At 61.4% G+C, this 12,582-nt stretch carries 12 protein-coding genes; 5 read left to right on the top strand and 7 right to left on the bottom strand.

Annotated elements, in window-relative coordinates:
* Positions 1-112: 112 nt before the first annotated feature.
* Positions 113-502 (top strand): RidA family protein, encoded by a 390-nt coding sequence (locus OIU37_RS20425; protein WP_180695874.1) that lies wholly within the window; start codon positions 113-115, stop codon positions 500-502.
* On the opposite strand, the gene OIU37_RS20420 is transcribed toward OIU37_RS20425, so the two are convergent.
* The 6 genes from OIU37_RS20420 to OIU37_RS20395 form a co-directional block, all read right to left on the bottom strand.
* Complete coding sequence (locus tag OIU37_RS20420) at positions 499-1,080, bottom strand: NAD(P)H-dependent oxidoreductase (protein WP_180695875.1); 582 nt, start codon at positions 1,078-1,080, stop codon at positions 499-501. The genes OIU37_RS20425 and OIU37_RS20420 overlap by 4 nt on opposite strands.
* Positions 1,077-2,486, bottom strand: a complete 1,410-nt coding sequence (locus OIU37_RS20415; protein WP_180695876.1) for an FAD-binding oxidoreductase — start codon at positions 2,484-2,486, stop codon at positions 1,077-1,079. The genes OIU37_RS20420 and OIU37_RS20415 overlap by 4 nt, the downstream gene beginning before the upstream one ends.
* Before the next feature lies 1 nt (position 2,487).
* Positions 2,488-3,801, bottom strand: a complete 1,314-nt coding sequence (locus OIU37_RS20410; protein WP_180695877.1) for a cytosine deaminase — start codon at positions 3,799-3,801, stop codon at positions 2,488-2,490.
* Entirely contained in the window at positions 3,801-4,643 is an 843-nt protein-coding gene (locus tag OIU37_RS20405; RefSeq protein WP_180695878.1) for an ABC transporter permease, read from the bottom strand. Before OIU37_RS20405 ends, OIU37_RS20410 begins: the two co-directional genes overlap by 1 nt.
* Positions 4,643-5,467 (bottom strand): ABC transporter ATP-binding protein, encoded by an 825-nt coding sequence (locus tag OIU37_RS20400; RefSeq protein WP_180695879.1) that lies wholly within the window; start codon positions 5,465-5,467, stop codon positions 4,643-4,645. Before OIU37_RS20400 ends, OIU37_RS20405 begins: the two co-directional genes overlap by 1 nt.
* Positions 5,468-5,531: 64 nt before the next feature.
* Positions 5,532-6,548 carry an ABC transporter substrate-binding protein gene (locus tag OIU37_RS20395; RefSeq protein WP_171603226.1) on the bottom strand — a complete coding sequence of 339 codons (1,017 nt, stop codon included), beginning with the start codon at positions 6,546-6,548 and terminating at the stop codon, positions 5,532-5,534.
* Between the two features lie 184 nt (positions 6,549-6,732).
* On the opposite strand from OIU37_RS20395, the gene OIU37_RS20390 reads away from it, so the two are divergent.
* Positions 6,733-7,722: a LysR family transcriptional regulator gene (locus tag OIU37_RS20390; RefSeq protein ID WP_168308971.1), complete on the top strand. Its 990-nt coding sequence runs from the start codon at positions 6,733-6,735 to the stop codon at positions 7,720-7,722.
* On the opposite strand, the gene OIU37_RS20385 is transcribed toward OIU37_RS20390, so the two are convergent.
* The gene (locus OIU37_RS20385) at positions 7,685-8,551 is read right to left on the bottom strand and encodes a creatininase family protein (protein WP_180695880.1); all 867 of its coding nucleotides are present in this window, start codon (positions 8,549-8,551) and stop codon (positions 7,685-7,687) included. The genes OIU37_RS20390 and OIU37_RS20385 overlap by 38 nt on opposite strands.
* Positions 8,552-8,784: 233 nt before the next feature.
* Between OIU37_RS20385 and paoA the strand changes: the two genes are divergently transcribed.
* The 3 genes from paoA to paoC are packed head-to-tail and all read left to right on the top strand — an operon-like array spanning position 8,785 to position 12,581.
* Positions 8,785-9,432, top strand: coding sequence for an aldehyde dehydrogenase iron-sulfur subunit PaoA (gene paoA, locus OIU37_RS20380; RefSeq protein WP_171603224.1), 648 nt, complete (start codon positions 8,785-8,787; stop codon positions 9,430-9,432).
* Complete coding sequence (locus OIU37_RS20375; RefSeq protein ID WP_171603223.1) at positions 9,429-10,379, top strand: xanthine dehydrogenase family protein subunit M; 951 nt, start codon at positions 9,429-9,431, stop codon at positions 10,377-10,379. The genes paoA and OIU37_RS20375 overlap by 4 nt, the downstream gene beginning before the upstream one ends.
* A gap of 3 nt (positions 10,380-10,382) precedes the next feature.
* A complete protein-coding gene (paoC, locus tag OIU37_RS20370) occupies positions 10,383-12,581 on the top strand; it encodes an aldehyde oxidoreductase molybdenum-binding subunit PaoC (RefSeq protein ID WP_171603222.1) in 2,199 nt (732 codons plus the stop codon).
* Position 12,582: the final 1 nt, after the last annotated feature.

The raw sequence follows: 12,582 nt of genomic DNA, 5'->3' as shown, positions 1-12,582 counted from the left end.
CAAGGCGGTCATCCTGCCTTTTGTCGCAAGACAGCATGGGCAACGCGATATTCTCATATTCCGCTGCATCTTGTAGGGTCGGCATTGCAGATCTATGGGAAATTTCAAATCGATGAAGAAGACCTTCAATCCGCCCTCGGTGCGCCGGCCTTTTGGAAATTACAATCACGGCCTGCTGGCGCCGCCCGGGGCATCGCTGCTGGTCACGTCGGGCCAGCTTGGTATCGGTCTGGACGATATTGTTCCGAGCGATATCACTGCTCAGGCGGAACTGTGCTTCGAGGCGATCAAGGCGATCCTCGAAGAGGCGGAGATGAGTTTTGCCGATGTGATCCGCATTTCGGGGTTCGTCACCCGCCGTGAGGATTTCCCGGCCTATATGGCCGTGCGGGATCGCTATACGCTCGATCCGAAGCCGGTTTCCACCTTGATCATCGTCGGCGGCTTTACGCGCCCGGAATTCCTCGTCGAGGTCGAGGTGACGGCTGCGAAGATCTTTTAAAAGCGCTCCATTGCTCCTCCGACACGGGCGAGGAATTTTGCCCGCGTCTCCGGCGTGCAATTGTTCATGTCGTAATGGGCGAGGAACGTCACCGGCCTCACCGGATTGATCTGCGCCCTCAGCACGCGCTTGACGATTTTCTTCGGCGGGTTGCCGGCGGCAAACGCCCGGAAGGGCGTTGCGCCATAAGTCAGGACGGCTGCGAGCTTGCGGATGTGGCGCAGCCGCGATTCCACCTTGCCGTTGACCAGTTCGAAGGAAACGCCCGGCAGCCATACGCGGTCGAAATATCCCTTCAGGATCGCCGGAAAGCCGAAGTTCCAGATCGGGGAGCAGATCACCAGCCCCTCGGCCGCCTTCAACCTTTCGACATACGATCCCACCAGCTTCAGGTTTTCCGGATAGTCGTGATAGACGAGGCGGTCGTGGCGCGAGAGCACCGGATCGAACTGCTCTGCATAGAGGTCGCAGGCGTCCACCATATGCCCGGCCTTCTGCAGGCTCTCGACGGTTTGCCGGTAAAGCGCCTTGCCGTAACTTTCCTCGACCGGGTGAGAGTGGAGGACGAGAACCCTCATGAAGCCTCCATCAGGGCCGCGAGACCAGGGAAGAGATAGTTCTTGCCGGCGTTGAAATCGAAATCGGGATTTTCCCACGCGATCATCTTGCCGGGATTGAGCAGGCCCTTCGGATCGGTTTCCTGCTTGAAGGCGAGCTGAACCGTGTCGGTGCGCTTCATGCCGCCTTCTTCAAGCGTATAGCGGTGCGGGTTGAAGATCGGGCATCCATTGTCCTGGTGGATCTTGATGATCTCCTCCAGCCGCTCTTCGGTGGTATAGCGCACCAGCGGCAGGCCGGAGCACTGGATCTGGCCGTCGAATTTGATGAATTCGAGATGACCAGGCACTTCGTCACCGAAGATTTCCACCATCTTGCGGACTTTGGCGACATGATCGGGTCCGGGATATTGCACCTGCAGATAGGTGAAGCTCGGGTCGACCTTCAGCGCACGCAATGTCGTGTGGTTCCAGGCAAGCTCATAGGCATGCGGGATGCCGCGCATGCTTTCCACCTTGTCGGAGCGGAACATGATCTCGCCCTTCTGCGCCGCCGCGAAGGCGAGAAAGGCATCCAGGGAGTGAGGCGCGATCATCAGCACGACGATCGACTGGCCCTGGCGGATGTAGGGCTTGTGGCGGGTGAAATAGTCGTAAGGAATGGGAGCGGCGATCGGCGCGATCTCTTTGACGAGGATGCCGTTGCATTTCGCCAGCGCGTCGGAGAAGCGCACCGCTTCCATGAAGTCATCATAGCCGACGAGCACGTCGACCCAGTCATAGGCAGGTGCAAGCGGCATCTCGATCTCGGTGATGATGCCGTTGGTGCCATAGGCGTGGCTCACCTTCTGCAGATCCCAGCCGGTGAGTTCGAGCACGCGCGGTTCGGCTTCCATGGTGACGACGCGCAGTCGCAATATATTGCCGAGGTCGCGCAAACCGCCCCAGGTGATCGAGCCGACGCCGCCCGAACCCCCGGCGATGAAACCGCCGACCGTCGCCATCTGGGCGGTGGAGGGGTGGAAGCGCAGTTCCTGGCCGGAATGGGCCTTGGTCTGCTTGTCGAGCTGGGCAAGCACGATACCCGGTTCGCAGATGACGCGGCCAGGGTGGATCTCCTTGATCTTGTCCATGGCGGCAAGATTCAGCACGATGCCGCCGGAAAGCGGCATGGCCTGGCCGTAATTGCCGGTGCCGGCGCCGCGCGGCGTGATCGGCACGCCATGGGCATAGGCGACCTTCAGCGTCCGAATGACCTCGTCCTCGGTCTTCGGCGTGACGACGAGATCGGCCGTCACATTGTCGAGCTGCGCCTTGAGAATCGGCGAGTACCAATAGAAATCCCGGCTCTTCTGGCGCACCAGCGCCGGATTGTCCTCAACGGCGATGCCTTCGAGTTCCTTTTTGATCTTCTGATAATCGGCCATGTCAGGCTCCAACGACGCTATCGAGTTCACGGTAATCCGGCAGGCTGCGGTCGATCACCTTGCCGCGGCGAAGCACCACGCGGTCAGCCTGAGGACGGGACAGGAATTCACTCCAGCGCCGCGCGCTGAAGAGCACGAGATCGGCCGGATCGCCGGCGGCGATACGACCCTTGTCCGGCCGTCCGACGATGGCAGCGGGCGAGGTGGTGACGACGCGGGCGGCGGTATCGAGCGGATGGTCGAGATGCAGAATCCGCACGGCCTCACGGAAGACCTCCACCGGATCGAGATCACCATAGGCATAGAAGGGGTCACGGGTATTGTCGGATGCGACCGCGGTCGCGACGCCGGCGCCGGCCAGTTCCTTGAACAGGGTGACGCCGCGCCAGCGCGGGGTGCGGCCGGGATAGCGATCCTGCAGATACATGTTGCACATCGGCAGCGCGATGACCGCGATGCCTGCCTTGGCGACCAATTCGACGGTGCGCGCGGCTGTGTCTTCGTCCTGGCGGGCGAGCGAGCAGCAATGGCCGGCCGTCACCTTGCCTTCGAACCCGTTGCGCAGCACAGCCTCGGCAATTGCCTTCAGCGTCTCGGCGCCTCGATCATCCGTCTCGTCGACATGCAGGTCGACATCCAGGCCATGCTCCGCGGCAGTCCTGAAGAGCGTGTCGAGCTGCCAGACAAGCTCCGGCCCCATCCGGGTGACACCGCCAAGCAGGCCGCCGTTCTGCCGGATGACCGTGACGAGATCGGCAAAGAAGATGCTGTCTGCCATGGCATCCAGCGGGAAGAGGGCGACCGCCTGCAGCGCGATCCTGTCCTTCCAGGCATCCCGGATTTCGGCAAAGACCTCGAAGGAGATGCGATGCTGGGGTGCAAGCGAATCCAGGTGCGTGCGGATCAGGCTGGTGCCATGGGCATAGGCGGAACGCAGCGAGAATTCCATGCGCCGTTTGACGTCTGCGGCCGACCAGTTGGCTTCCCGGTCTGCCCTGACGGCATCGAGTGCGCCCATGAAGCTACCGTCGGGATTGGCCTGGCGCGGCCAGATATGGCCTTTGTCGAGATGGGTATGGATATCGGCAAAACACGGCCAGACCATGCCGTCCTTGAGATCGATCCTGGCATAATCGGCGGGTGCGGCGCCGGCCGGCCGGATGGCGGCAATCATGCCGTCGCTGATGACAATATCGACCGTGGCCAACCCTTCCGTGACCGGCACGTCGATAGGCTCGACGGTGATGGCGGGCACTGTCGCGTTGCTCAGCACGAAGCGGGCCGCATTTGGCGGGGATATGAAGGAATAGGTCATCAGTTTTCCCGTTTGATGCTGCTTTCATGCCAGCGATGAAGGCTCAGCCAGGCAATGAGGGTGGTGAGGCCGAAGATCGCTACGCCGAGCATGGAGAGCATCAACAGCGCCGCGAAGAGCCGCGGGATGTTCATCCGGTACTGCGCTTCGAGCAGGCGGAAGGCGAGGCCGGAGCCGGCGCCGGCCGAGCCCGCGGCAAATTCGGCGACGACGGCAGCGATCAGCGCAAGCCCGCCGCCGATGCGAAGACCGGTCATGAAGTATGGCTGGGCTGCCGGGATCTTCAGATGGATCAGCGTCTGCCAGCGCGAGGCGCCATAGAGCTCGAAGAGATTGATGAGGTTATGGTCGACGCTCTTCAGGCCCTGCACCATGTTCGACAGGATCGGGAAGAATGCGACGAGGAAGGCGCAGATCAGCAGCGCGACCTGCGTGGAGGGAGCGTAGATCAGGATCAGCGGCGAGATCGCCACGATCGGCGTCACCTGCAGGATGACGGCGAGCGGATAGAAGGCAAGCTCGACCCAGCGCGACTGCACGAGAAAGATCGCAAAGCCGACGCCGCCGACAAGCGCCAGCATCAGCGACATGAAGGTGATCTTGGTCGTGACCCAGAGGGCAGGGGCGAGCGTACCCCAATCCGTCACGAAGGCGTTTGCCACAGCGGCCGGTCCTGGCAGGATATAGGGTGGCACGCCGGACAGTTTCACATAGGCGTACCAGACAAGGATCAACAGGGCGATGACGAGAAAGGGGATGGCGATGCGCAGCGCAAGATTGCGGCGCCTTGCGCTTGCGGTACCCTTAACGAGCAGCGGCGATGTGTCTGTTTCGTCACTCATCAATGATCCCCTGCCGAATTGATCGCCCCGATCAGCGAATACGATACCGTTTCGCAGGCCTTGCGGTATTCTTCCGAGGTGCGGTAGTGCGCGTCGCGTTCGAGGCTGGTGATCAGCGGGACGTCGGCATGCACGCGCCCGGGCCTCGCCTTCATCACGACGATGCGGTTCGAGAGATAGGCGGACTCGAAGACCGAATGCGTCACGAAAATCACCGTAATGCCGGTCGCCTTCCACAGCCGCAGCACGTCGTCGTTGAGCTTCTGGCGGGTGATCTCATCGAGCGCGGCGAAAGGCTCGTCCATCAGCAGCAGCTTCGGCTTCGTCACCAGCGCACGGGCGATCGAGACGCGCATCTTCATGCCGCCGGAAAGTTCGCGCGGATAGGCCTTGGCAAAATCCTGAAGGCCGACGGTGGTCAGCACTTCCATGATCTGATCATGCGCAGCTGCCTTCGAAACGCGCCTCAACCTCAGTGGCAGATGGACATTGTCGAACACGTTCTTCCAGGGCATCAACGTCGGCTCCTGGAAGACAAAGCCGATATCGCCCTCCGGCAGACCTCTGGAATTGATGCGCGAACTCGGCCAGTCGATCGTTCCCGAGGTGACATCGCCGAGACCGGCGATGATGCGCAGCGCCGTCGACTTGCCGCAGCCGGAAGGGCCGAGCAGGCTGACGAACTCGCCGCTTTCGACGGTGAGCGACATCTTCGAAAGGGCGACAGTGCCGCTGGAAAAGACCTTGGAAACCGCCTGCATGACGACCAGTGGCCGCTTTTTCGTTTCTTTCGAAGGCGCCGCCTTGGTTTCGGCTAGGGACATTTTCTCGCTCATTTATCGAAAGGGATGCGGTCCGCCACCGGGCGGCGGACCGCGCCTGGCAGGCTTATTTCTTCAGCGACATTCCGGTGCCCTTGCAGACGAACTTCGTCGTGAAGGCCTTGGTGTAGTCGGTATCGGCCTTGAACACCTTGATGGCCGTCATCTCGTCGAAGAACTTCTTGTAATGAGCGTCAGTGATGCAGCCGATGCCCTTGTCGAGGCTGTCGCCGGATTCGATGATGCCGTATTCCTTCATCTTGGCGATCGAATAGGCGATCTGGCCGTCCGTTATTTCAGGATTGTCCTTCTTGATCAGCGCGTTCGCCTTGGCGTTGTCGCCGTAAAGGTAGTTGTACCAGCCCTCGATCGAGGCATCGACGAAGCGCTGCACGACGTCGGACTTGCCGTCGATCATCGCCTGCGTCGTCGTGATCATCGTCGAATAGGGCGAATAGCCGTTGTCGGCGAGCAGGAAGACCTTCGGCTCGAAGCCTGCCTGCTTCTGGATCTCATAGGGTTCGGAGGTCAGGTACCCCTGCTGGGCAGAGTCCTTATCTGCGAGGAAGGGGGCGGGACTGAAGTTATAGGGCTTGTACTGTTCGTCCTTGAAGCCCTTGAAGTTGGCCTTCATCCATTCGAAATAGGTGAGGTAGCCGTCCTTGCTTAGGAACAGCGTTTTCAGCTTGGCGAGGTCCTCGAACTTGTCGACGCCATTGTCCGGATGGGCGATCAGTACCTGTGGATCCTTTTGGAAGATCGCGGCGACATCGACCAGCGGAATGCCCTGCTCGACGGCGGATATCTCTCCCTGAGGACCACCCATGTAGAAATCCAGCTTGCCGGAGATCAAGAGCGCGCTGTTTGCAGCATTCGGGCCGCCTTGGACGATGGTGACATCGAGTCCGTATTTCGCATAGGTGCCGTCGGCGACGGCTTGGTAGAAGCCGCCATGTTCCGCCTGGGCAAGCCAGTTCGTCCCGTAGCTCACCTTGTCGAGGGCAAGCGCCGGCGAGGCGGCGGCAAGCATCGAGGCGAGGCCGAAGCAGCTCAGGAATTGGGTCTTCGTCTGTGCTTTCAACATGGTCGGCAGTTCCCCTTTTGTGGCCGAGGGAGGCCTTGCTCGGCTCCCTTTTGAGGGAATTTGAGCCATTGCCATGCGCTTTGAAAAGCATCAAAATTCGTGCACATTGATGCCTTTTCGGCATCTCTGGGAAAGCTGAAGATAATTTGTGCGCCCTGCGCAAGATTTATGCATCGGAGAGATCATGTTGCACTCCAGACGCCTTCTTTACATCAACGAGATCGCCCGTTGCGGTTCGATCCGCAAGGCGGCCGCGCGCCTCAACGTGGCGTCGTCGGCGGTCAACAGGCAGATTTTGGCGCTGGAGGAGGAAATCGGAGCGCCGCTTTTCGAGCGGCTGCCGCGTGGCTTGCGGCTGACGGCTGCCGGCGAACTCTGCATCGAGCATATTCGGGACGTGCTGAAGAACTACGAGCGGCTGGAGGGGCGCATCCGCAGCCTCAAGATGCAGCAGGCGGGCAAGGTGCGCATGGTGACGACGGTCGGGCTTGCCGCCGGGCCGCTGCCCGAAATCATCGCGCGCTTTCTTTCAGAGCATCCGCGCGTCTTCGTCCAACTGCGCAACGATACCGGCGGCACGACGGCCAGCCCCGTTGTATCAGGCGAGGTGGATATTGGTCTCGGCTTCAACATCCCAGCCATGCCCGGCATCCGCACGCTCGGAAACTTCGATATCCCGATCGGAGTCGTGCTGCCACCGGGGCATCACCTGATCGGTCCCGGGCCGATCAACCTCGCCGATGTCACTCAGGAAAAACTGGTTCTGGCGCAGCCGGGCACCAGCCTGCGCGAAGTGATCAACCTTGCTTTTGCGCGCCTGCCCATCTCGGTCGAGCCGGTGCTGGAAACCAATGCATCGGAGATGCTGAAACAGCTCGTCAAATGCGGCACCGGGCTGACGCTGCTCAATCCGCTCGACGTCATCACCGAATGCCGGCGTGGTGAACTCGTCTTCCGGCCGATCGCCGAGCCGCACGCGCGTTACCAGCAGATGAAACTGTTTGCCCGCGCCCGCGCGCCCCTCGACGCAGCCACCAGCCTTTTCGTTGAATATCTGCTCGCCGAACTGCTCGGCCTGGTGCAGGAATTGCAGGCTAAGGGTCATATCCCAGCGGATGTGAAACCCGCGGCTGAGCCTATTTCACATAGAGATTCGAAAGCGGATAGGCCTTGAGGTCCCGGAGCAGCTCGACGAACCCCCTGACCTGATAGCGGCAGATCGCCTCGCCCTTTTCGGCAGTGGCAATCGAGGCATCGCCGACCACGCCGAAGGGATTGAGGTCATGCGCGATCCAGGCCAGCGAATGCGGCGGCAGAGGCTGAAGAAATTTGGATTGCTCCCGCATCCCTTCGGCCTTCGAGGCAAAGTTTTGGGCCTTGTCCATCCGCACCAGCTCGGGGCGGAAGTGCAGCATCAACGACGTCTCGACATCGCCGCCGTGGATGCCGTATTTGCTCTCGTGATCGCTGACCATGCCTTCCGGATGGCCGAAACGGCCCCATTGCGTGGAGACCACCGCCATTTGATGGTGCACGCGCAGTTCACGCGCGACGATGCTCATGATGTCGACATTGCCGCCGTGGGAATTGACGATCACCATTTTTCGCAAGCCAGCTTCGGCAACCTTTGCGCCGATTGCCGTCCAGACGGGGATGAGCAGCTCGGCGCTGAGCGATAGCGTGCCGGGCCCATAGATATGTTCGTTGGCCTTGCCGATCTCCTGTGTCGGCAGCACCAGGATGTCCAGATCCTCCGGCCGCTGCCTCTTCAGCTCCGCCAGCATGCCGGTCGCGATGGCGACATCCGTTGCGATCGGCAGATGCGGGCCGTGCTGTTCCGTCGAGGCGATGGGCAGAATAACAATCGTTGTCTCGGGGGAGAGGCCGGCAAAATCATATGTATTGAGCTCGTTCCAGTAAAACGGCGTGGGCATGCTGTCTTCCCCTTTCGTCACCTGCTTCGACAGGGAGTAGGGAATAATGATGGGCCCGAAAAGCATCATTTTTTGCGCATGGCGCTGCTTTTTTTCGCGCGCATCGGCGGGCGTTACTCCGCTGGCTTTCCGAGTCCGAGGCAACTTCATCGAAGTTGTGGCTCGCGGCATCTCGCGACCGCGGCTCGGGGAATTCATGAGCCAGATCGATAACCGTATGCAACGGATAGGGTCTAATCAGAAGGTGGAGTTGCACTACCTCAGCAGACGGCGTTGACGCGCGCCTATGTCCAACGAGCAAGGTGGAACAGTTCATGCCAAGTCAGATACAACTGGAACTTTCCCGTCGAGATCTACTTATCTCGTCGGCCGCAACGATTGCGGTCACCGGAGCCGTCGCGCCCGCGGCGGCGCAGTCCCCAGGAAATGACATGGCCTATACATCCAAAGTTTCCTTCGCGGTGAACGGTGAGAAACGCGATCTCGAGGTCGACAATAGAACGTCGCTGCTCGACGCACTGCGCGAACACCTGCATCTGACCGGCACGAAAAAGGGATGCGACCACGGCCAATGCGGTGCATGCACCGTCATTGTCGACGGCCACCGCATCAATTCCTGCCTGACGCTGGCGGTCATGCACGAAGGCGATCAAATCACCACGATCGAAGGCCTCGGCCAGCCAGGAAACCTTCATCCGATGCAGACGGCCTTCGTCAAGCATGACGGGTTCCAATGCGGCTACTGCACGCCGGGACAGATCTGTTCCTCCGTGGCGGTGCTCGAAGAGATCAAGGCGAACATACCGAGCCACGTCACCGGCGATCTTACGGCTGAGGCGGCAGTCACTGCGGCCGAGATCCGCGAACGCATGAGCGGCAATATCTGTCGATGCGGCGCTTATTCCAACATTGTCGATGCCATTTCGGAAGTCGCGGGGATAAAAGCATGAGAGCCTTCACTTACGAACGCGCCTCATCCGTCGAGGCCGCGGCCAAGGCGGCAGCCTCCAATCCTGAAACCAAGTTCATCGCCGGCGGCACCAATCTCCTCGACCTGATGAAGCTCGAGATCGAAACGCCAGCGCATCTGATCGATGTCAACGGTCTCGGCCTCGACAAGATCGAACCCACGCCGGAGGGCGGGCTGCGCATCGGCGCCTTGGTCCGCAATACCGATCTTGCAGCTCATGAAACCGTTCGCCGTGACTACGGCCTGATCTCCAGGGCGCTTGTCGCGGGCGCCTCCGGGCAACTGCGCAACAAGGCGACGACGGCCGGCAACCTCCTGCAGCGCACGCGCTGTCCTTATTTCTATGACCCGAACCAACCGTGCAACAAGCGGCAGCCGGGCAGCGGCTGTTCCGCCATCGGCGGCTTCAGCCGCCAGCATGCAGTGGTCGGGGTAAGCGAGAGCTGCATCGCCACGCATCCGAGTGACATGGCCATCGCCATGCGGGCGCTCGATGCTGTTGTGGAAACGGTCAAAGCCGACGGCAGTCGCCGCGCGATTGCGATCGCCGACTTTCATCGGTTGCCCGGCGACACGCCCCACATCGAAACCGTTCTTGAGCGCGGCGAGTTCATCACGGCGGTCCTGCTGCCGCCGCCGATTGGCGGCAAGCACATCTATCGCAAGGTCCGAGACCGCGCCTCCTACGCCTTCGCACTCGTCTCGGTCGGAGCTGTGATCCAGCCGGACGGCACAGGACGGGTCGCCGTCGGCGGCGTCGCCCACAAGCCGTGGCGCGTCGAGGCAGCCGAAGCCGAACTGCCGAAAGGTGCGCGCGCGGCGGCGGGCGTCCTTCTTGCCGGCGCCCGTCCGACCGAACAGAACCGTTTCAAGGTGGAACTGGTCGAGCGCACGCTCGGCGCGGTCATTGCCGAAGCAAGGGGTTGAGCCATGCAGTTCGATACGCCAGCGACAACCAACCCGATAGACAATCTGAAGGTCGTCGGCCAGCCGATCCACCGCATCGACGGCCAGCTCAAGACGACCGGCCGCGCGATGTACGCCTATGAATGGCACGATCCGAACATGTCCTACGCCTATGGTTATCCCGTCGGCGCGGCCATCGCCAAGGGCCGCATCACGTCCATGGACGTTTCCGCCGCCAAAAAGGCTGCAGGTGTGCTTGCCGTTGTGACGACGCTCGACATCGGCGAGCGGAAGAAGGGCAGGTTCAACACCGCCAAGCTTTTCGGTGGCGACGAGGTTCAGCACTATCACCAGGCAATCGCGGTCGTCGTCGCCGAGACCTTCGAGCAGGCACGCGCCGCAGCCTCCCTGGTCAAGGTCGACTATGCCGAAGAAAAGGGTGCATTCGACCTCGGCCAGGCAAAGGATTCGGCCGTCAAGCCGGATGAATCGCAGCAGCCCGATACCGCGGTCGGCGACTTCGATTCTGCCTTCAGGTCAGCTCCCGTCACTGTTGACGCATCTTACACGACGCCCGACCAGTCGCATGCGATGATGGAACCGCACGCATCGATCGCTGCCTGGAACGGCGACGAGGTGACCGTCTGGACCTCAAGCCAGATGATCGACTGGTGGCGGTCCGACCTTGCGACGACGCTCGACATCGACAAGGAGAAGATCCATCTCATGTCGCCCTTCATCGGCGGCGGCTTCGGCGGCAAGTTGTTCCTGCGGGCGGATGCCGTGCTGGCCGTTCTCGGCGCGCGTGCGGTCAAACGGCCCGTCAAGGTCGCCTTGCCGCGACCGTTCATGATGAACAACACCACCCACCGGCCGGCGACGATCCAGCGGATTCGTATTGGAGCCGAGCGTGACGGCAAGATCACCGCCATTGCGCACGAAAGCTGGTCCGGCGACCTTCCGGGCGGCGGACTGGAGACCGCCGTCAACCAGACGCGGCTTCTCTATGCCGGTGCAAACCGGATGACCGCGATGCGGCTGGCGACGCTTCATCTCCCGGAGGGCAATGCCATGCGCGCTCCGGGCGAAGCCCCCGGACTGATGGCGCTCGAAATCGCCATCGACGAGATTGCCGAAAAAGTTGGGATCGATCCTGTGCAGTTTCGGATCGTCAACGACACGCAGGTCGATCCGGAGAAGCCGCAGCGGCCTTTTTCCCAGCGCAATCTCGTCGGGTGCCTGACGCTCGGTGCGGAGCGGTTTGGCTGGCGTGAAAGAGGAAAGCCGGGTTCCAGACGGGATGGCAGCTGGCTGGTCGGCATGGGCGTCGCCGTTGCCTTCCGCAACAACCTCGTCCTTCCCTCCGGCGCACGGGTAAAGCTCGACCGGGAAGGCGTCGTGACTGTCGAAACCGACATGACCGACATCGGGACGGGCAGCTACACGATCATCGCCCAGACGGCCGCCGAGATGATGGGAGTGACGATCGACAAGGTCGCCGTCCAACTCGGCGACTCGCGTTTTCCGGTTTCTGCGGGTTCCGGCGGACAGTTCGGTGCGAACTCTTCCACGTCCGGTGTCTATGCAGCCTGTGTCAAGCTGCGTGAGGCCATCGCCAAGAAGCTCGGCTTCAACTCCGAAGACATCGTCTTCGAGAATGGCGAGGTCCGCTCGGGCAATCGTTCGGTGCCTCTTGCCGAGGCTGCCGGTCCGGATGGTCTCGTCGGCGAGGACACCATCAAGTGGGGTGAGCTTACCGAGACGCATCAGCAATCGACATTCGGCGCGCACTTCGTGGAGGTTGGCGTCGACATTGCCACGGGAGAAAGCCGTATTCGCAGGATGCTCGCAGTCTGCGCGGCAGGTCGGATCCTCAACCCGATTACGGCCCGCAGCCAGGTCATCGGCGCGATGACGATGGGGGCCGGCGGCGCGCTATCCGAGGAATTGGCGGTCGACACCCGCCGCGGCTTCTTCGTCAACCACGATCTCGCCAGCTACGAAGTGGCGGTGCATGCCGACATTCCGCACCAGGAGGTGATCTTCATGGACGAGACCGATCCGATGTCCTCACCGATGAAGGCCAAAGGCGTCGGCGAGCTTGGCCTTTGCGGCGTCGCGGCAGCAATCGCTAACGCCGTCTACAACGCGACCGGCGTCAGGGTTCGGCACTATCCGCTGACGCTTGACAAGCTGATCGGCGGCTTGCCGGACGTGGCGTGAT

Origin of the sequence: Rhizobium sp. BT-226, assembly GCF_025847085.2 — a bacterium.
GTDB classification, from domain to species: Bacteria; Pseudomonadota; Alphaproteobacteria; order Rhizobiales; family Rhizobiaceae; genus Rhizobium; species Rhizobium sophorae.
Note: the sequence above shows the minus strand (reverse complement) of the source record. Positions and strands in the feature narration are given on the sequence as shown.